Annotated in this window: 21 protein-coding genes; 13 read left to right on the plus strand and 8 right to left on the minus strand. The window is 42.1% G+C overall.

From position 1 onward, the window contains the following. Window positions 1-30: 30 nt before the first annotated feature. The 5 genes from thiI to rlmM all read left to right on the plus strand — a co-directional run bounded on the left by thiI (window position 31) and on the right by rlmM (window position 4,867). Window positions 31-1,479, plus strand: a complete 1,449-nt coding sequence (thiI, locus tag DPF90_RS12375) for a tRNA uracil 4-sulfurtransferase ThiI (protein ID WP_114786655.1) — start codon at window positions 31-33, stop codon at window positions 1,477-1,479. Window positions 1,480-1,866: 387 nt separating this feature from the next. Then, the gene (locus tag DPF90_RS12380) at window positions 1,867-2,775 is read left to right on the plus strand and encodes a transcriptional regulator GcvA (RefSeq protein WP_114786657.1); all 909 of its coding nucleotides are present in this window, start codon (window positions 1,867-1,869) and stop codon (window positions 2,773-2,775) included. Next, window positions 2,768-3,391, plus strand: a complete 624-nt coding sequence (locus DPF90_RS12385) for an alpha/beta fold hydrolase (RefSeq protein ID WP_114786658.1) — start codon at window positions 2,768-2,770, stop codon at window positions 3,389-3,391. The genes DPF90_RS12380 and DPF90_RS12385 overlap by 8 nt, the downstream gene beginning before the upstream one ends. Continuing rightward, window positions 3,381-3,779 (plus strand): DUF423 domain-containing protein, encoded by a 399-nt coding sequence (locus DPF90_RS12390; protein ID WP_114786659.1) that lies wholly within the window; start codon window positions 3,381-3,383, stop codon window positions 3,777-3,779. The genes DPF90_RS12385 and DPF90_RS12390 overlap by 11 nt, the downstream gene beginning before the upstream one ends. Next, on the plus strand, window positions 3,776-4,867 hold the full coding sequence (gene rlmM, locus DPF90_RS12395; protein ID WP_114786660.1) for a 23S rRNA (cytidine(2498)-2'-O)-methyltransferase RlmM: 1,092 nt from the start codon (window positions 3,776-3,778) through the stop codon (window positions 4,865-4,867). The genes DPF90_RS12390 and rlmM overlap by 4 nt, the downstream gene beginning before the upstream one ends. Window positions 4,868-4,908: 41 nt before the next feature. On the opposite strand, the gene xni is transcribed toward rlmM, so the two are convergent. The 3 genes from xni to DPF90_RS12410 all read right to left on the minus strand — a co-directional run bounded on the left by xni (window position 4,909) and on the right by DPF90_RS12410 (window position 9,809). Further along, window positions 4,909-5,688: a flap endonuclease Xni gene (xni, locus tag DPF90_RS12400; protein WP_114786661.1), complete on the minus strand. Its 780-nt coding sequence runs from the start codon at window positions 5,686-5,688 to the stop codon at window positions 4,909-4,911. A 98-nt stretch (window positions 5,689-5,786) separates the two neighbouring features. Beyond that, the gene (gene ppnN / locus DPF90_RS12405) at window positions 5,787-7,151 is read right to left on the minus strand and encodes a nucleotide 5'-monophosphate nucleosidase PpnN (protein ID WP_114786663.1); all 1,365 of its coding nucleotides are present in this window, start codon (window positions 7,149-7,151) and stop codon (window positions 5,787-5,789) included. 387 nt (window positions 7,152-7,538) lie between these two features. Then, window positions 7,539-9,809 (minus strand): tetratricopeptide repeat protein, encoded by a 2,271-nt coding sequence (locus DPF90_RS12410; protein WP_114786664.1) that lies wholly within the window; start codon window positions 9,807-9,809, stop codon window positions 7,539-7,541. Between the two features lie 354 nt (window positions 9,810-10,163). Here DPF90_RS12410 and syd point away from each other — a divergent pair, with 354 nt between their 5' ends. Further along, the gene (syd, locus tag DPF90_RS12415; protein WP_114786666.1) at window positions 10,164-10,709 is read left to right on the plus strand and encodes a SecY-interacting protein; all 546 of its coding nucleotides are present in this window, start codon (window positions 10,164-10,166) and stop codon (window positions 10,707-10,709) included. A 2-nt stretch (window positions 10,710-10,711) separates the two neighbouring features. Further along, on the plus strand, window positions 10,712-11,488 hold the full coding sequence (locus tag DPF90_RS12420) for a Zn-ribbon-containing protein (RefSeq protein WP_114786668.1): 777 nt from the start codon (window positions 10,712-10,714) through the stop codon (window positions 11,486-11,488). A 9-nt stretch (window positions 11,489-11,497) separates the two neighbouring features. On the opposite strand, the gene DPF90_RS12425 is transcribed toward DPF90_RS12420, so the two are convergent. The 4 genes from DPF90_RS12425 to DPF90_RS12440 are packed head-to-tail and all read right to left on the minus strand — an operon-like array spanning window position 11,498 to window position 13,861. Further along, window positions 11,498-11,677, minus strand: coding sequence for a DUF2897 family protein (locus tag DPF90_RS12425; RefSeq protein ID WP_114786670.1), 180 nt, complete (start codon window positions 11,675-11,677; stop codon window positions 11,498-11,500). Continuing rightward, window positions 11,677-12,360 carry a M15 family metallopeptidase gene (locus DPF90_RS12430; protein ID WP_114786766.1) on the minus strand — a complete coding sequence of 228 codons (684 nt, stop codon included), beginning with the start codon at window positions 12,358-12,360 and terminating at the stop codon, window positions 11,677-11,679. The genes DPF90_RS12425 and DPF90_RS12430 overlap by 1 nt, the downstream gene beginning before the upstream one ends. A gap of 2 nt (window positions 12,361-12,362) precedes the next feature. Beyond that, window positions 12,363-13,496, minus strand: coding sequence for a succinyl-diaminopimelate desuccinylase (dapE, locus tag DPF90_RS12435; RefSeq protein ID WP_114786671.1), 1,134 nt, complete (start codon window positions 13,494-13,496; stop codon window positions 12,363-12,365). A gap of 11 nt (window positions 13,497-13,507) precedes the next feature. Then, window positions 13,508-13,861 (minus strand): ArsC family reductase, encoded by a 354-nt coding sequence (locus DPF90_RS12440; protein ID WP_114786673.1) that lies wholly within the window; start codon window positions 13,859-13,861, stop codon window positions 13,508-13,510. A 200-nt stretch (window positions 13,862-14,061) separates the two neighbouring features. Here DPF90_RS12440 and DPF90_RS12445 point away from each other — a divergent pair, with 200 nt between their 5' ends. Next, window positions 14,062-14,349, plus strand: a complete 288-nt coding sequence (locus DPF90_RS12445) for a winged helix-turn-helix domain-containing protein (RefSeq protein WP_114786675.1) — start codon at window positions 14,062-14,064, stop codon at window positions 14,347-14,349. A 37-nt stretch (window positions 14,350-14,386) separates the two neighbouring features. Here the strand turns inward: DPF90_RS12445 and DPF90_RS12450 are convergent, their stop codons facing one another. Continuing rightward, the gene (locus tag DPF90_RS12450; protein WP_114786677.1) at window positions 14,387-14,731 is read right to left on the minus strand and encodes a DUF2956 domain-containing protein; all 345 of its coding nucleotides are present in this window, start codon (window positions 14,729-14,731) and stop codon (window positions 14,387-14,389) included. Window positions 14,732-14,851: 120 nt separating this feature from the next. On the opposite strand from DPF90_RS12450, the gene DPF90_RS12455 reads away from it, so the two are divergent. From DPF90_RS12455 to DPF90_RS12475, 5 genes are all read left to right on the plus strand, one after another. After that, on the plus strand, window positions 14,852-15,316 hold the full coding sequence (locus tag DPF90_RS12455; RefSeq protein ID WP_114786767.1) for a DUF2919 domain-containing protein: 465 nt from the start codon (window positions 14,852-14,854) through the stop codon (window positions 15,314-15,316). Window positions 15,317-15,395: 79 nt separating this feature from the next. After that, complete coding sequence (locus tag DPF90_RS12460) at window positions 15,396-16,298, plus strand: Dyp-type peroxidase (RefSeq protein WP_114786679.1); 903 nt, start codon at window positions 15,396-15,398, stop codon at window positions 16,296-16,298. 156 nt (window positions 16,299-16,454) lie between these two features. Further along, entirely contained in the window at window positions 16,455-17,207 is a 753-nt protein-coding gene (locus DPF90_RS12465) for an SDR family oxidoreductase (protein WP_114786680.1), read from the plus strand. Window positions 17,208-17,281: 74 nt separating this feature from the next. Continuing rightward, window positions 17,282-18,415 (plus strand): flagellin, encoded by a 1,134-nt coding sequence (locus DPF90_RS12470; RefSeq protein WP_114786681.1) that lies wholly within the window; start codon window positions 17,282-17,284, stop codon window positions 18,413-18,415. A 237-nt stretch (window positions 18,416-18,652) separates the two neighbouring features. Continuing rightward, the gene (locus DPF90_RS12475; protein WP_114786682.1) at window positions 18,653-19,786 is read left to right on the plus strand and encodes a flagellin; all 1,134 of its coding nucleotides are present in this window, start codon (window positions 18,653-18,655) and stop codon (window positions 19,784-19,786) included. Window positions 19,787-19,816 lie beyond the last annotated feature (30 nt).

A 19,816-nucleotide genomic window follows, 5' to 3' on the forward strand; every position in this document is an offset into this window, starting at 1 on the left:
TGCCGTATCTGTTGAGTTGTGAAGTGAACTATGAAATTTATCGTTAAGCCCCATCCTGAAATTTTTGTTAAAAGTGAATCGGTGCGCAAGCGCTTCACAAAGATTCTTGAATGCAATATTCGCAATATTATCAAGAGTCGTACAGAATCTGTTGCAGTATTTAATCGTCGTGATCATATCGAAGTTACCTCTGAATCAGATCGTTATCACAAAGAAACCATAGAGATCCTTACACACACACCAGGCATCCATCATGTCCTAGAGGTAAAACAGTCTGACTTTACCGACTTGCATGACATCTTCGAGCAAGTATTAGAACTTAATCGGTCGAAAATAGAGGGTAAAACTTTTGTTGTCCGAGCTAAGCGGCGAGGAAAACATGACTTTACGTCTATTGAGTTAGAGCGTTACGTTGGTGGCGGTCTAAATCAAGCCGTTGACAGTGCGAGTGTTAAACTTCATAAACCCGATGTCACGATAAAAGTTGAGGTTGCGGGGGATAAACTTAATCATGTCATTGATCGCTATAAAGGCTTAGGTGGTTTCCCACTTGGAACTCAAGAAGATGTTTTGAGTTTGATTTCTGGCGGTTTTGATTCAGGTGTATCGAGCTACCTTCATATTAAACGTGGTTCTAAAGTACATTACTGTTTCTTTAATCTCGGTGGGCCAGCCCATGAGATAGGTGTTAAGCAGGTGTCTCATTTCCTTTGGAATAAGTACGGCTCTTCAGCCAAAGTGCGTTTTATTTCTGTAGATTTTGAACCTGTTGTGGCTGAAATCCTTGAGAAAGTAGATGACGGTCAAATGGGCGTGATCCTTAAACGTATGTTTATGCGAGCAGCAGGCATGATAGCCGATAAATTTGGTATCCAAGCTTTGGTTACTGGAGAAGCTATTGGTCAAGTATCGAGCCAAACGCTGACCAATCTTCGCCATATTGACACAGTCACCGATACTTTAATTTTACGTCCGTTAATTAACTGGGATAAAGAAAATATCATTGATTTAGCACGTGAAATTGGCAGTGAAGACTTTGCTAAGACGATGCCTGAATATTGTGGTGTGATTTCTAAGAAACCGACGGTTAAAGCGATCAAAACGAAGTTAGAAGCGGAAGAAGAGAAATTTGATTTTGAAATCCTAGAGCAAGTCGTGAGAGATGCTCGTCAAATGGACATTCGTGATATAGCCAAAGAAGCCGAGGAGGCCGCGCCTGAAATCGAGTTGGTTCAAGCCGTGGAACAACACGCGACAGTTATTGATATCCGAAGTCCTGAGGAAGAAGAGGATAGTCCGCTTGAGATTGATGGAGTAGAAGTAATACATCTGCCTTTCTACAAATTAGGTACTCAATTTGGTGACTTGGATCAAAGTAAAACTTACCTGCTTTATTGTGATCGTGGTGTTATGAGTCGCTTACAAGCACTGTACCTTCAAGATCAAGGCTTTACTAATATCAAAGTTTATCGCCCTTAATTTAGGCTCCTTCCAAAGCGCTGCTAGCCTAGCATGTCAGCGCTTTTTCTAACTGCTTATACTTCCTTATCTTTTTGTTGTTTAGCAGATAAAAAAACACCGCCATAAGGAGGTGTTAAATAATTTGACAGACAGGTCAAAAAATAAATACAGGAAGTATCGCTTCGTCTCTAGTTAGAGAGATGAAACTCGGTAGAAATCTACCTAACTCGAAATACGAGTTTGCAAACACAACATCGCAACAATATGTCAATTCACTCCCAGAGGGAATAAAGCCGTTCTGACTCTTGCTGCAGGGGGAAATATAGAATTTCTCTGGCCGATAGGCAATGGACATTTTATAATGTTTCAGATAAAAAAAACTAATCCAACTTGGAGACAAATGCTATGTCGAGAAGATTGCCCCCTCTAAATTCCCTTAAAGTTTTTGAGGCTGCGGCTCGTCATTTGAGCTTTACTAGAGCAGCAGAGGAGTTATTTGTGACTCAAGCAGCGGTAAGCCATCAAATTAAGGCTTTGGAGGAGTTCTTAGGCCTAAAATTATTTAGGCGACGTAACCGCTCTTTGTTGCTTACTGAGGAAGGACAAAGTTACTTTCTCGACATTAAAGATATTTTTACGCTACTCGCTGAGGCTACCGATAAAGTGCTCGAACGCAGTGAAAAAGGGGCTTTGACGATTAGTTTACCTCCTAGCTTCGCTATTCAATGGTTGGTTCCGCGTTTGGCTGACTTTAATCAGCAAGAGCCAGACATAGATGTTCGTATTAAAGCTGTTGATATGGATGAAGGGTCTCTGACCGACGATGTCGACGTTGCAATTTATTATGGACGAGGAAATTGGCCCGGCCTGCGTGCTGATAAACTCTATCAAGAGTTTCTGATCCCTCTATGTTCACCCTCTCTATTAATGGGAAATAAAGCATTAGACAAGCTCGCTGATCTTAAGCAACACACCTTGTTACATGATACATCGCGTAAAGATTGGAAGCAGTTTGCAAAAGAACACGAGATAGAAGGTGTTAATGTCAATCATGGCCCAATTTTTAGTCATTCTACTATGGTGCTTCAAGCAGCTGCTCATGGGCAGGGCATCGCGTTAGGAAATAATGTTCTCGCACAACCTGAAATGGAAGCGGGTCGTTTGATTGCACCTTTTGATCAGGTTTTAGTTTCGAAGAATGCATTTTACGTTGTATGTCATGAAAAGCAGGCAGACATGGGAAGAATAGCTACGTTTAGAGATTGGATGCTAGCGAAAGCTCAGAGTGAGCAAGAGGAACTGTTGGATGAGTGATTTTTTGATAGATGGTAAAAGCGATCAGCCAATATTTATTTTTGCTCATGGTGCAGGGGCCGGAATGGATCATGATTTTATGGATGCGATTGCAAAGGGTTTGTCGCAACGAGGAATCCAAGTAGTTCGTTTTAATTTTCCTTATATGGTCAAGCGCTCTCTTGATGGTAAGCGGCGTCCTCCAGATCGTGCTCCTAAGCTATTAGAAGCATATAGAGAGGTGATAAATCAATTTGCCAAACAACCTATTGTGATTGGAGGAAAATCAATGGGCGGGAGAATGGCAAGTTTGCTCGCTGAAGAAAGTCTCGTCGCTGGGGTTGCTTGTTTAGGATTTCCATTCCACCCTCCGGGGAAGCCAGAAAACTATAAAGGTGAACACTTAGCCAAGCTTGATAAACCTTGCCTTATTTTGCAAGGGGAGAGAGATGCATTTGGAAAACGCGATGAACTTGATGATTTTGAATTCTCAGATAGAGTTTGTATCGAGTTCATTCCTGATGGCGATCATAGTTTTAAGCCTCGTAAAAGCTCTGGATACAGTGAATCGGAAAATATTGCGCTAGCGACAAAGTATCTCGCTGATTTTATCTTAGGAACATACAATGAAGATTAGGTCCATATTGGGATTCGGCGGTGTATTTGCTGGACTAGGCGTTATATTAGGTGCATTTGCTGCTCATGGGCTTAAACATATATTACCAGCCCAGATGCTCGATGTATTTTACACTGGCGTGCAATATCAGCTGATTCACGCACTTGCCATCATACTTTGTGGAGTATTACTGACTACCGGGTTTGCTGATAAATCACAAAAATATTTCGCCCTTGCTGCAAATTGCTTTATTATCGGCATCTTTTGCTTTAGTGGCAGCCTCTACGCCTTGGTACTAAGCGGAGTGACATGGTTTGGGCCAATCACGCCATTCGGCGGTCTCGCTTTTATTCTTGGATGGGGACTGTTTGTGTTTGCGGCGCTACAAATTAAAGAGGTAAATCAGTGAAACACTTAATACTCTACTGTCGCTCAGGTTTTGAGAAAGAGTGCGCTGGAGAAATTCAGGATCGTGCAACACAACTTGAAGTGTTTGGCTTCCCTCGTTTAAAAAATAATACGGGTTATGTCCTGTTTGAATGCTATCAGCAGGGTGATGCTGAGCGCTTAGTTAAGGAGCTTGACTTTAAAGCGTTGATTTTCGCTCGTCAGATGTTTGCTGTTGCGGCTGAAGTTCAAGAACTTCCTCGTGAAGACCGTATTTCTCCTATTTTAGCGAGCTTGTCTGATATCACGGGTTTTCCCAAGTGCGGTGATATACGCATCGAAACACCTGATACTAATGAAGCAAAAGAACTGCTAAAATTTTGCCGAAAATTCACTGTACCTATGCGCCAAGCAATGCGTGGTAAAGGGATTCTGTTGGCCAAAGACAACCCCAAAAAACCAGTATTACACATCTGTTTCGTCGCTCCTGGCCATTGTTTTGTGGGTTATTCATTGCCGAGTAATAATTCGCCCTTTTTTATGGGGATCCCGCGACTTAAATTTCCTGCGGATGCGCCGAGCCGGTCAACCTTAAAACTTGAGGAAGCTTTTCATGTTTTCATTCCGCGAGAAGAGTGGGACGAACGATTGGCTTCGGGGATGTGGGGCGTTGATCTAGGGGCTTGTCCTGGTGGCTGGACATATCAATTGGTTAAGCGATCCATGTTTGTTCACGCTGTTGATAACGGCATGATGGCTGATAGCCTGATGGAAACAGGTCAAGTAAAGCATCACCAAGAAGATGGATTCAAGTTTGAGCCTGCACGTAAAAACGTCACTTGGCTTATCTGTGATATGGTTGAGAAACCTTCTCGGGTGGGTCAGCTTATGGGAGAGTGGTTAATTTCTGGTTGGGCTAAAGAAGCCATTTTTAACCTAAAATTGCCGATGAAAGGTCGCTATGATGAAGTATTAGAGGATATTGAGAACCTCAAACTCTTTCTTATCGAGAATAAAGTTAAGTTTAAACTTCAAGCGAAGCATCTCTACCACGATCGAGAAGAAATCACTGTCCATATACAGTGTTTGTCAAACATATCTCCTCGCTAATAAGCGCTACTATTCATTGTCTTAAGGTTGATTGAAAATATTCAATCAACCTTAGCGCCTTGATAGCGAATGTCTTGCAAATTAAATCCAAGATCGATATCGGTTTTTAGAGCTGACACTGTTTTACACCTTCGGGCAGTATCAATATGTTCATTGAGCTTTTTCTTATATTTAGCTTCAAGCTCCTCAGAGGTGTAGGCGTGCTCTATATCATGGTATTTGGTTAGGATTTCCTTGGCAGCTTTTGGCCCAATTCCCGGTACCCCTGTGATTTGGCTTGAGCTTATCCCAGCTAAGCCCCAGTAATCAGGGAGCTGTGATGGTTGAACACCAAACTCTTTTTGTATGAAAGGAGCATCGAGCCAGCGATGTTGGAAATAATCGCGTATTTGGAGTCTTGGCGATAATAATTGGCAGTAGCCTTTGTCCGTAGAGATAATAGTGACAGTTTGATTCCTATTAGCGACTTTAACTGCAAGTGTTGCGATAAGATCGTCTGCTTCATCACCTGATGAAAGCAAAGAATCTACACCAAGTTCCCACCAAGCTTCCTGTATGTCATCTAGGCCTGCATATAGCGCTTCAGGCATAGGTTTTCGGTTGCTTTTATAGTCACTCAGGATATCTGCTCGCCATCCTCTTTCCTGAAGATGATGATCAAAAACTGCAACAATATGAGTAGGCTGAGACTCATTAATAATCTTATGTAGAGTTCGCGTGGTTGTGGTTATTGTTCTCGCTATATCATCAGAGTTGGGTTGTGCTGAGTGGACGCGTCGTATCAGATTAAGAGCATCGATGATAACAAGGTGAATAGACATAATAACCAGAAAAAGGGCTTAGAAAGCCCTTATTGTATAGCAAGATACACAGATTACTAGGACCTGTTTGTAATAGGCTCACCGCTGTGCGTTAGTAACTACTCAGAGGTTTTGATCTTATAACATGGCTCGTAGGCACTACCTCCTGGGAGCTTCATTCGATCTTGTTCGACAAAGTCTCTTAGCAGTTTGTCCATCTTCTTCATTAAGATCGCGTCACCATCTAAACTGAACGGGCCATGGAGTTCAATTTCACGTATCCCCTCGGCTTTGACGTTACCTGCTACTATGCCAGAAAAGGCTTGGCGTAGGGCGGCCGCAAGATTCTCTGGTGGCTGGTTTAGGTGTAAATCTAAGCTTGCCATGTTGTCGTGAGTTGGATCAAAAGGTAACTGGAATTCAGGTTCGATTTTGAGTGACCAGTTGAAGCTATACGCATCGCCAATATCTTTGCGATGCTGGCGGACGTCTGCCATTTTACTTTTCATGATTTTTGCCACTCTTTCAGGGTCGTCGACCACAATTTCGTAGTGGTGCTGGGCATCTTTACCCAAAGTATCACCAATAAATTTATCGATTGATTGGAAGTAGGCTTCACTTTCTTTTGGTCCTGTGAGGACAATAGGAAGTGGCTGCTCAGAGTTATCGGGGTGCATCATTATACCCAGTATGTAGAGAAGCTCTTCTGCGGTTCCTGCACCGCCTGGGAAAATAACAATACCATGGGCCATACGAACGAATGCTTCTAGCCTTTTTTCAATGTCGGGCATAATCACCAGTTCATTGACAATGGGGTTAGGTGGCTCAGCCGCAATAATAGAGGGCTCTGTTAGTCCTAGATAACGTTGGTCGTAATAACGCTGTTTAGCATGACCAATTGCTGCTCCTTTCATTGGCCCTTCCATAGCGCCTGGCCCACAGCCCGTACATATATTGAGCTCTCTAAGACCTAGCTCGTTGCCTACTTCTCGAGTGTATTGATATTCAGTTGCATTGATAGAGTGCCCTCCCCAACACACAATAAGGTTTGGTTCGATTCCCGGAGTCAGGGCGCCCGCGTTGCGTAAAATACCAAATACTAAGTTAGTAATGTGACTGGCATTGGTTAAGTTCAACCTTTGATTATCCGCAAGATGCATATTGACGTAGACAATATCCCTCAATACCGAGAATAGGTGTTCTTGTATTCCTTTTATTATGTTGCCATCCACAAAGGCATGCTCAGGTGCATTGCTTAGCTCCAGCTTGATACCACGTTCACGACGGACAACGTTGACATCGAATGATTTGTACTTGTCGAGTAGCTCTTTTGAGTTATCTGTGTGGCTGCCTGAGTTAAGCACTGCTAGGGTGCAGTTTCGGTAGAGCTGGTACAGATCACTAGCGGCAGTTTTTTTAAGACGCTCAACCTCAAGTTGAGAAAGCAGATCCATACTACCCGCAGGACTAATATGAGTGATCATGGTGACCTCCTTGATAAGAGAAGTTTCCTTGTAATACTTCTTATTATGAGTTTGTCTCGTAATGAAAGCGGTTTAATCTCGTAAATGAAATCCAAGAGACTGTACTAAGCTTAGCATGCTTTGGTGATAAATAAAGCTAACTGGTTGATATATATACACCAATAATAGGTGGCATGGATGGTTTGAGTCTTTGTTCATTGATGATAAATGCTCAGAGGCTGTATATCTGTATTTTTATCAGGTCCAGCCCAAACAAAGGTATATTGTAAAGAGGTTATTTTGTTGGTGATAATGTTAATATCTGATCGGCTATAGTATTGGTTTAAAACACTTTATGGCTTTTAAATCAGTTTTTATCATCTTCTACACCTAAATCAACATGATGGTTTATTCTTCTTTTAAAAGCTTTTTGATGTTTTCTTCATTGGGATAAGAAGAATGGACTTTGATAAGGCCTTGGCTAATGGAATGCTTGCAGGCCTTACGAATGTTGCCTGTTGCTAAGCTGGCGGCAGGCGCATTTTTTATTGCTTTTAGGTAAACCCACTGGCTCGTGTTTTCCTCCATGCTCAAAGAACGAGCCGCATTTGTTGACATAAGCAGAATATCCAGCAGCTCTTTATCATTTATCGCGGTATATGCACGAGGTAAAAATGGGTAATCGGCCATTCCAATGCGCACTATGTTATTGAGTCCATATTTTTGAGTAAATTCGCTAACCCAACCTTGGATCTTTTCGAAAACTTGTTCAGGTTTAGTGGTGTTCCCATTGTCAGGTTCAATATAGAGTAAATTGGCATCCGAGAAATGATATACACGGGCTGGGTGTTCAATTTTTTCTTTGAGAAATAGACCAAAAGCCTTCTCAACTTTTAAGCCTTCAGTGTAGCCTTGCAGGAGGGAAAGGTTACGCAGAAAAGGTAAGTCGATCATAACGAAGTGTAACCTATCGCTCAGTGGCTCATGGATAAGATCACCAGCGTGCCACTTTTCAAATTTGTGGCTACTTGCTTCCAATGAGGCTGGCAATTTTACACTCAGCATGCGAAGGTTTTTAAGGCCAGAACGTGAGTGAGCATAAAGCTCATCATTTAGTTCATCAATTTCTTCTTTTTGAACGCTAATAATATGCCCACGACGCAGTAAGAAGACGAAAAGCAAGGCGCAAGTGACAAACAAGGTTAAAGAGATCTTTTGGAATTTATGGTACTCATTTTGCGTTTTTTTTAGCTGCTCTTTTTGACCGACTAAGTGCAGTGTTTGCTCAACAACATCTTTTTGTTGTCGAAAATCATCTTCATTAATCAGGTTGAGTTCTTTCTGTTCAATAGCAGCCAATGAATTGTATTGTTGCAGGTAGCGTAGTGCTTGTTTGTAGTTTCCAAGTAGCTCATTGCCGAGGTTAAGCATGTTATAGGCATTTTTTTCTAAACTGAGATCATTAAGTTCAAGGGCAATATCCAGTGCCTGGTTGGCTTTATCTAATACTTCTTTAGGTTGTCCTTGGTGTGACGCTAATCCTGCTTCTAGCAGTAAATATTTAGCTTGTAGTTTTGGTATCTCAATGTAGTTCAATAATTCTTTGGCTCGGGTTAAATATTGCTCCGCGAGTGGGAAATTGACTAATTTTAAATAGGTAGAAGCGAGTGCAAGTCGAATGTCGACGACATTTTCGATGTTATTTTGTAGGCGCTCGTGGTCGATAGCATTGAAGTAATGAACCAGCGCAAGATTATATTTACCTTGATGGTAATAAATATCTCCCATTCGTTTTAGAATAGGGGGAAGCATAGGTGAACTTTCATAATTATCATAAAAGTCAGCGGCTTGAGAAAAATGGTCAGCTGCTTTATCAAGAACTCGTCGTTCATAAAATAGCTGGCCAATTAAACGATTTGCTTCTGCTAATTGTAATCCAGACGTATTTTCAATCGCACTCCAGTAACTAATCAGCAACTCAGATAGCGCTTTGTTGTAGATTTTGTGGTTTAAAAAATGTTTACCAAGTGCAATGTGGTAGTCGGTAATACTCTGTCTGTTTTTTGATTGCTCGATGAAAGGGATAGCTTGTTTATACAGTGTTTCTGCCAGTTTGATTCGATCTTGGCTTGAAGCTATATCGGCTTTTAACATGACAAGTTGGTAGGTGAGTCCTTTTGCTACCTGCTCTGGGTTGTTTATCGAGTTCAATTCTTGCTCTATCTCATCGAGCTTGGTTTCGATTGAAGGAGAAATGCCATTAGCCTTCCAATTGAGGCGTAGTTCAAGCAAGCTCAGTTCCAAGCCAAGGTAGGGTAGGTTATATTTATCAGTGAGTGTTTTGGCTTGCTCAATGTAGCGCTTTGCTTCCTTAGGGTTACCAAGGTTAAACTCTGCGCGTGCTAATATTTTTAAGGCATCAATGGTACTGCTTGGTGTCCTAAATCGCGTGTCTGAATCATCACGAGACATAGTTGAAGGTCCTTTTTCCGACTGGGCCATAAGCTTTCTTTGCGTTAGATAATTAGAGGCTAATATTTTTGATTGTTTGGGAACAATATTGACTAAGGAATCTGCTTCATTGAGCATGGCTGATGAATAAACAGTGGAGGCGGATACCAAGGCTGGTAGTAGAAAAATAAGTAGTGCCAGCAATCGACTCAAACGCAAAACCTCCATAATATTATCTCAATCCTCATATCTGCTCGTACTTTAGCTATCTTTAGCAGCAAAGAAAGATGATATCAGTAAAATCATCTTCACCCCACTATTGATGCAATTGATTTTGTAGAATCAATTGCACAGGTTGCTTGTTGTTTGATACTGACCTCTAGTTTCATTAAACTTGAACCAAGTTGGAACTGTTCGAAATACAGAAAGCCTCAAAGCATAGTAAATTCAGATTGTGTAATAGCCAAGCAAGGGTTAGAAAGCTTGAATATATGCTCATGCTAGCTATTTCTTTTAGATTAGAACAGTCAGATTAATAGACAATGTCGTGTATAGAAAAGGCGACTCATATTGGAGAACTTCATGGCTGGACAAGCCCTTCCTGCATTAGTTTCATTCAGTGAAAAGTACCGTAACACATATTTTGAATGCCATGGTCACCAGCCAGTAAGTGATCAGTTATCCGATTTTATTTCTCCTTGTGTAACAGCTAAAAAAGGTGATTCGGTTGAATGGCAGGCTTGTTCTCGCGAGCAAGAAGTGGATTTCTCAAACCTAGAACATGGCATTGATTTAACCCTTCATCAAGATATTAAGGCGTTTTATGGTTGCCAGTATAGTGCTGATATGGGCGCAGCTTGGAATGATAATGAGCTAACGTTACTTCAAGTATGGAATGATGAGGATTTCATTCGTTTGCAGGAAAATATATTGGGCCACTTAGTTACTCAGCGTCGTTTAAAGCTAAAGCCTACCGTCTTTATTGCCACAACGGATGCAGAACTTGATGTCATTTCTATCTGTAATCTTTCAGGGAATGTCATTCTAGAACGACTGGGAACTGATAAACGAGACGTGTTAGCCAAGAACATCTCCGAGTTTCTTCAGCAGCTAACCCCGGTGGTTTAGCTATGTATGTAATAGAGCTTCAATTTGAGTGTTTTGATAACACCACAATCACCGCGGTCGATAAAGCGATAAACGGCTTGATGGATGCACTACGCTACAATGGCCAGGTTTTGGGAAGAGAGTTTCCTATTGTTATGGGTGACGGAGAGTTCTTTGTTCGTGTCGTTTGCCCAGAGCAAGATAGTTTGCATCCCGATTATCATTCTGATTTTGTCAAAGTTTGCTTAGATAGATTATCAGAAGCCAGCCTGCTGACACCTAAAGCGCGTCTTTTTGGACGTGATCTTAACTCCGAACAAGCTGCGGAAGATACTATGCCGAGTTGGCAAGTACTGTATACCACTTACGTGCATACCTGCTCGCCATTGAGAAGTGGTGATACTTTGCTGCCAATTCCGCTCTATCGTAATTCTCCCACCTTGAATGGCGATCATAAGGCGCTAATAAAGTGGCAGACCGAATGGCAAGCTTGTGACGAAATTCAAATGGCTGGCGCTTGTCGAGCTGAGCATGCCGCGCTGCATGAGATATGTGATGTGGATAGCGTGTTGTTTAAGCGCGGCTGGGATTTACGAGGCCGTATAGAGCATCTGACCAAAATACCAACATATTATTATCAATATCGTGTGGGTGGGAAAAATCTAGAGACTGAAAAACAGCGCAAATGCCCAAAATGCGGTGGGGATTGGTTACTTGCCGAGCCTGAGCTCGATATTTTCCACTTCAAATGCGATGAGTGCAGAATAGTCTCAAATATTTCATGGGATCATATTAAGTAAAAGAACCCGCTATTGAGGCGGGTCCTGTTCGTTATGTTCAGAGGGCTTGTTAGAGTCTTCTTGTGGCGATTCTTTTTTTTCCATCTGGCCAAATTTCATTTTGGCTGTGTATTTAAGTGCTGCGATGTTTCCAATCACGACACTTAAAACAATAACAATGATAACCCAAGGATTAGTCAGTAAATCCATTAACTTGCCTCAGTGCTGATGTTGATAATGTATTGATTGTATATAGTATTTAACTCTGCGAGCACTGAGTCTACTCCCTTTAAACCGCAGTTTGAAACTTGGTCATTTAAAGTATCAAGTTCAAAAAGGGATAAACATAGTGATGCCGTCGCCTTATGACTGATATGCCAGGGCTCGGCAGCCACACCACCTCTATCCTCTGCATAGGGAAAGAAAAAGCCAAACTTTCTGAGATTGCTTTGCAGCCACTGATAAAACTGAGCCTGATGACCAGTGAGGTACTCCCAAGGCTCCAATTGCAATTTAATGCCTTCAGGTAAGCTTGCTTTATCAAATACATCGAAGTCAGTTCCCCAGTGATGTCGACTTGCGCCTGGCAGCGCAGACCAGCGTAAGATGGCATAGATCTTTTCGCGCTCTGAAAGGTTACTGATATCAAGAGGCTGGCCATCTTGGTCGAGAGTTGGGAGTTGCCCCGTTATCTTGCGGTTCCAGATGGATTTCTGTCGTTCAAAATCGCGAAATCCGCTCGCTATATGGAAATCAAATCCGGCCTGAACGGCTTCGTCTCTCAGCGACTGAAGGTCGTCTGTGACCATGGTATGTACAAGTAAAGACTGCTCGCCAATGTGAGTGTTGATGAGATGTGTATTTACTTTACCAACCAGCTGCTCAGGCGTCATTGTCATGCCAATACATTCTCCAGTGTCTTTTGATACATATTGGTCAGTTTCTCAAGATCGTCAATTTTCACTCTCTCGTTAACTTTGTGAATAGTGGCATTGACTGGACCCAGTTCAACAACTTGACCTCCCATACGGGCAATAAAACGACCGTCTGAGGTGCCACCTGTGGTCAGCAACTCAGGTTTAGTTTGATTGACGTCTCCAACAGCGGTAACAACAGCATCAAGTAAGTCGCCGGTATCGGTTAGGAATGGGTCTCCGTTGAAGGTCCAATCCAATTGATAATCTAACTTGTGTTTACTTAGTGTGTCATTTACCCGTTTAACGATCATGTCGTTATTCAGTTCAGTACTATAGCGCAGGTTGAACTGAACCCTGAGCTCGCCTGGGATCACGTTCGAAGCGCCAGTGCCTGCCTGAATATTTGGGATTTGAAAGCTGGTGGGCGGAAAATAGTCGTTACCTTGATCCCACTCTGTTTCGGCCAATTCATTCAGAGCCATTAGAGACTGATGTACTGGGTTTTTTGCAAGGTGAGGGTAAGCTACGTGTCCCTGAATACCTTTGACTGTTAAGTCACCCGTGATAGAGCCTCTACGACCATTTTTCACTACATCGCCAACGACTTCAGTACTAGAGGGCTCGCCAACGATACACATGTCAATGTTTTCACCACGTTCCATCAGAGCCTCTACGACTCGAACAGTACCATTGATAAATGGTCCTTCCTCATCGGAAGTAATGAGAAAGCCAATCGAGCCTTTGTGATTTGGGTTCTGAGCAATAAATTGCTCAACTGCAACAACCATTGAAGCGAGTGAGCCCTTCATGTCTGCTGCACCGCGACCATAGAGGAACCCATCCTTAATGGTTGGCTCAAAAGGTGGTGTATCCCAGAGTTCTAGATTACCTGCTGGGACAACATCTGTATGTCCAGCAAAAGCAAACAGCGGAGCTTCAGTTCCACGACGTGCCCAGAAGTTAGTGGTATCTTCAAAAACCATCACTTCTATTTTGAACCCTAGTGCTTGTAAGCGTTCTATCATTACCTTTTGACAACCTGCATCTACAGGGGTTACCGACTGGCGACTAATCAGATCTTTTGCGAGTGCCAAAGTAGGAGTGTCAGTCATTCTCTAATTCCTTATACAGCAGAGAAGATAGCGGAGTATTGTTCGGCTTTAAAGCCAAGGTGATAATGGTTATCTGTAACCAGAATAGGCCTTTTTATCATAGCTGGTTGTTCACTTAACAGCGCTATTGCCAGTTCTTCATTTAGGTTATCTTTTTGCTCTTGGCTTAATTGGCGATAGGTTGTACCACGCTTATTAACGACATTTTCCCAACCAAGCTGCTGGCAAAATATTGCAATCATATCCTTGTTAATTCCTTGCTTTCTATAGTCGTGGAATTGGAATTCTATTCCTTCCTTTTCTAGCCATTTCTTAGCTTTTTTGATGGTATCGCAATTGGGAATGCCATACATGGTGATTGTCATAACTCAACCTTTAAATAAACTCTATTGACGCTTTGGGCATCCTAGCAGGAAGTATCAATATAGACAAAAGTGTGAGCAAACTATTTTGTCTACGCAAAACATGCATTCAATCTTTGGTGATGGAGTGGTTATTGATCGAACGCAACGCATGAGTCTTCAAAACAGAAATAATGACCTTGTTCATTTGTTAGGAGGTATCAATGGAGCTGAATCCTATTTTCGCAAGGCGCTTATATTTAGCATTATTGGTGCAAAATCTTGATAGGCCTAATATCCCAAAACTTATTGAAAGTACGGGCTGGCCACGCCGCACGATTCAAGATGTTCTTAAAGCATTACCCGGAATTGGTATCGAGCTGAGATTTGTTCAAGATGGACGCCGCCACAATGACGGCTATTATCAACTCTCTAACTGGGGCCCTTTTGATTACAAGTGGGTGTCAGATAGACGAACAGATATAGAAACAAGCTTGGGGTTCAATGCGTAGTTTGCAAAAGGGTGATAAGCACATTGCCTTTTTAAGATTAGAGCTTTACTGCATAAAGGATGAAGCCTAGCCAGCTCACAACAAGTAGGGCCCAAGGGATAAAAGGAAACCTTGAATGGTTCGCAGTAGAGAGGGAACTCTCGGGCCGCATATCGGGCTCTACTTCAAGTTGAGTTTGTTTGACTTTCCTTGCTTTCTTTTTGGCTTTGTCTGCTTGGCGTGCTTTTTCTTTTTGTTGTTTTTTGTATTGAGCAATGCCCTTCTCTATCCCTTGAGCTATTAATTTAGTTTGTTCTTTAGTCTGACCGGGTTTTTGAGTCGCTTTTGCTATCTTTAACGCTTCTTGTTGAGTTTCAGGTGAAGGAGATACTTTGTTTTTCATTAGCCGTATGCTGAGTGAACCTTAATGACGGTATTCTAACACGGTTTAATTTTATCAAGAGATAGCAATATAGGATGAATAGTATAAAGTAGGATGATTATTAATAGTTATGAAGTTATCGTGCGCTACAGTCTAGAACAATATGATAAACATGGCTTTCTCAAAGCTCCCTTGTGGCTTTGGCTAGGTTGGCTGTTTCTCGCTAAAGCTTGGGTGATCTTTATTCTGGCTGGTGCAAGCAGGGAAAATGGCGCTCAAATTCTTGATATTATTTACCCTGACCATGCTTTGTTTTATTTAGACCTTGGTATGGGGCTGCCAAGTTTAGCTTTGATGTGGGCAATTGGTTTACGAAGCCCAGATAGAGGGTGGGTGAGCAAAACCCTCAGTGTCGCTAAACCTATTACTCTTTTGATTATAGCCGGACAGTTTTCTCAAACTGTTTACCATGTCTATCTTGAACACGGTGTATTTCAATGGTCCAGTGCGATTACCCTTGTCATCCTGTTATGGTTTATGCTTTATACCTACAATAGTCGTCATGTAAGAGAGAGCTTGAGGCATCAGCCCAAGATAACAGACTAAATAACCTATTGATAACCTAGTTATTAAAATTACAATAAGCATAATACACTGAGAAATTATTAAATGTGAGGACACAACCATGTCGACCCCTCAAAGTGCCATTCTTCCTGAAGCTAGTCCTTTTGCTCAGTACACTTTGTTGAAAGTGAAGCAAAATCAAGCAGAAGTTTTAAAACAGTTACAATCACTACCAGCTTTGGTTGAAGAGCTTAATAGCCAGCAAACTGGTGCTGACTTAATGCTTTCGATTGCTTTTACCCGATCTTTTTGGAGCCAGCTTGATGCCCCTGTTCCAGCAGAGTTGATAGATTTTCCGCAGCTAGGAGAAGGGGATATGCTGGCACCTAGTACAGATGTTGATGTGTTAATACATTGCCATTCAAAGCGTCATGATTTACATGTTCATCTTCTATGTAAGTTATTTGAGAACCTAGCTGAATACGTTTCGGTTGTTGATGAAACTTATGGCTATCGCTATCTAGATGCTCGTGATATGACAGGGTTTATTGATGGTACAGAAAACCCACATGGAGACCAGCGTCAAGAAGTCGCTATAATCCCGCAAGGTGAGTTTGCAGGGGGTAGCTATGTAATGTTGCAACGTTTTGTACATAACTTACCAGCGTGGAATCGCCTCAATATATCAGCTCAAGAAAAAGTGATTGGACGCACTAAAGCTGATTCTATTGAGTTAGACAATGTGCCTGCAGCTTCTCATGTTGGACGGGTTGATATAAAAGAAGAAGGTAAAGGGCTTAAGATCGTTCGCCATAGCTTACCTTATGGCAGTGTGTCAGGTGATCACGGCTTATTATTTATTGCTTATTGTCACACTCTGCACAATTTCAAGGTTATGCTAGAAAGCATGTATGCGGTCACAGATGGCAAATATGATCAGTTACTACGTTTTTCAAAAGCGGTAACCGGGGCTTACTTTTTTGCCCCGTCAGCCCAAATGTTAAAAACGCTGACCATAAAATAAGTTAAGCGACCAATTTAAGAAAATGAAGCCGAACCTCAGTGTTCGGCTTTTTACTAACCTGTGTTGGCTATATCACATTTACCTCATCGGCTTTGTAATTTAAGATCTTGTTACTTATAGTGTTTTAAATCATTTTTAGCGTGTAGATGTAAATTCATGAACTATTCTAAAGTCGTTATTGTTACCGGAGGTGGGCGCGGTATCGGAGCTGCAACCGCCAAGCTTTTTTCTCATCACGGTTATGCTGTGTGCATCAATTACAAGTCTAACTCGGCGGCGGCAACTACGCTAGCAGAAGAGATTAACTCCAAGGGTGGACGTTGTATTGCGGTGCAAGCAGATGTGTCTCATGAGGTCGAAGTTTGCCGTTTGTTTGATACGGTAGATACCGAGCTTGGCCAATTAACGGTTCTTGTTAATAATGCAGGGATTTTGCAAACACAGATGCGCTTAGATGAGATGATTGCCGAGCGTATCAATACTATTTTGACCAATAATGTGACGAGTTACTTTTTATGTTGCCGAGAGGCGGTTAAGCGAATGTCGACTCGTCATGGAGGTTTAGGAGGCGTAATCGTAAACGTATCGTCAACGGCAGCCAGAACAGGTTCTCCTAATGAATATATTGATTACGCTGCATCGAAAGGTGCAATCGATACCTTGACCAAAGGTTTGTCCCTTGAAGTAGCAAAAGAGGGAATAAGAGTTAACTGTGTTCGCCCTGGGTTGATTCATACCCAAATGCACGCGGATGGTGGAGAGCCCGCGCGTGTCGATAGACTAAAAAGTCATATTCCAATGCAGCGTGGAGGCTCGCCTGAGGAGGTCGCCGAAGCCATTTATTGGCTTGCCTGTGAAAAATCATCGTTTTCTACCGGCAACTACTTGGATTTAGCGGGCGGCTTGTAGGCGATAAAAAGCTAAAGAAAATCTTTTATTGCCGATATAAGTATTAGTCCTCATGAGTAATACAACTAAGCGTTATGGCCATCACTGTTAATACCAATGTCTCAGCAATGACGGCGCAAAGGTATTTAACCAATGCAACAGATATGTTGAACCAGTCTTTGGAGAGGTTATCTTCAGGCTATCGTATTAACAGTGCAAAAGATGATGCTGCTGGTTTACAAATTTCTAATCGTCTGGAATCGCAAATGAGAGGTTTGAGTGTTGCGATGCGCAATGCCAACGATGGAATATCCATCATGCAGACCGCCGAAGGAGCGATGAACGAATCGACTAACATTTTGCAACGAATGCGCGACCTGTCTTTACAATCTGCAAATGGTTCAAATAGCCGCTCGGAGAGACTGGCATTACAAGAAGAAATGGCGGCTTTGAATGATGAATTGAATAGAATCGCTGAAACCACCTCTTTTGGAGGTCGAAAGTTGCTCAATGGTTCATTTTCTAGTTCCGCGTTCCAAATTGGTGCCAGTTCGGGAGAAGCGGTTCAAATATCGTTGAACAATATGCGTTCAGATACTATCGGCATGGGTGGATTTAGTTATATTGCCGCTGGTAAAGCGGATAAAAATTGGCAAGTGAAACAAAATTCTGACGTTTTGACTATGGACTATACCGATGCTTTTGGGCAGCAGGAGTCGATTCAAATTGAAGCCAAAGTTGGCGATGATATTGAAGAACTGGCTACTTATATTAATGGTCAAACGAGTAAGGTTTCAGCCTCGGTCAATCAAGACGGACAGCTGCAGATTTTTATGGCGGGCAAAGAAACATCAGGCACTATTTCTTTCTCTGGCAGCTTGGCTAATGAGCTTCAAATAGGATTATCTGGTTACGAAGCGGTTGATAACTTGGATATTTCTGACGTTGGAGGGGCACAGCGATCCGTCGCTATAATCGATACGGCTTTGCAGTATGTTGATAGCCATCGAGCTGAGTTGGGAGCCATGCAAAATCGCTTTGGACACGCGATTAGCAACCTTGGCAACATTAACGAAAACTTAGCGGCATCAAAGAGTCGTATTAAAGATACTGACTATGCGAAAGAAACCACTCAAATGGTCAAGCAGCAAATTTTACAGCAAGTCAGTGCCTCTATTCTTGCACAGGCAAAACAACAGCCAAATCTAGCTCTAACTTTGCTTGGTTAAGCTCATCGCCCATTCGACAATCTTCATTAAAGCTTTAGAAAAAATTCCATCTTTTTAATGTTTTTTGAGTCTTGATCAAATTTACCTCTCCCAGCATATTTTTTTCAAAAATAACGTAAAAAAATTCTCAAGGTTTTAGAAATAGAGCCGTTAATAAAAGTAACTTTGAGAGAACTACTTTTGATTTTCCGAGACGTCGGGAATCGCAACACAGGAAAATCAAACGGAGAAATCACCATGGCAGTGAATGTAAACACTAACGTAGCAGCAATGACAGCACAACGTTACCTAAACAGCGCTAACAACGCACAGCAAACATCAATGGAACGTTTATCTTCAGGTTTTAAGATTAACAGTGCAAAAGATGATGCAGCGGGTCTCCAAATCTCAAACAGATTAACATCTCAGAGTAGAGGTCTTCATGTAGCGGTACGTAATGCAAATGATGGTATTTCAATTGCTCAGACTGCAGAAGGTGCTATGAACGAAAGTACCAACATCTTACAACGTATCAGAGACTTGTCTCTTCAATCAGCAAACGGTTCAAACTCACGTTCAGAGCGAATTGCATTGCAAGAAGAAGTGACAGCTCTTAACGATGAACTTAACCGTATTGCCGAAACTACATCATTTGGTGGCAATAGATTGCTCAACGGTACTTATTCAACCCGCGCTTTCCAAATTGGTTCTAACGGCGGTGAAGCAGTGATGTTAACCCTAAATAACATGCGTTCTGACAATGTTGGCATGGGCGGTGGTATGTATCACGCAGCAAACGGTAAAGATAAAGACTGGGTCGTGGAAGCAGGTACAAATGACTTTACTATGGACCTTGTTGATAATGAAGGCAACGCACAAACCATCACCATCAATACAAAAGTTGGTGATGATATTGAGGAAGTAGCTACTTACATCAATGGTCAAACCGAGTTAGTCAGTGCTTCAGTAGACGGCGAGGGTAAACTACAAATCTTTGCTGGCACAGATAAAGTAGAAGGTGATGTGACCTTTAGTGGCGGTCTAGCAGGTGACTTAAGCATGGGCCCAAGAGAGGCGGTCACCGTTGATACTATCGATGTTACAACTGTGGGCGGAGCTCAGCAATCAGTCGCTATTGTGGACTCAGCACTAAAATATGTCGACAGTCACCGTGCAGAACTTGGTGCCTTCCAAAACCGATTCACTCACGCAATTACTAACTTGGATAACATCAATGAGAATGTGAATGCATCTAAGAGCCGAATCAAAGATACCGATTTTGCACTAGAGACAACTGCACTGACCAAGTCTCAGATTCTATCTCAAGCTTCCAGTTCAATCTTGGCCCAGGCAAAAGAAACACCAAATACGGCTCTAAACCTACTTGGTTAAGTCTAAATAAAAGAAAAAAATCCAGCTTAG

Origin of the sequence: Vibrio tetraodonis (genome assembly GCF_003350295.1) — a bacterium.
GTDB lineage: Bacteria > Pseudomonadota > Gammaproteobacteria > Enterobacterales > Vibrionaceae > Vibrio > Vibrio tetraodonis.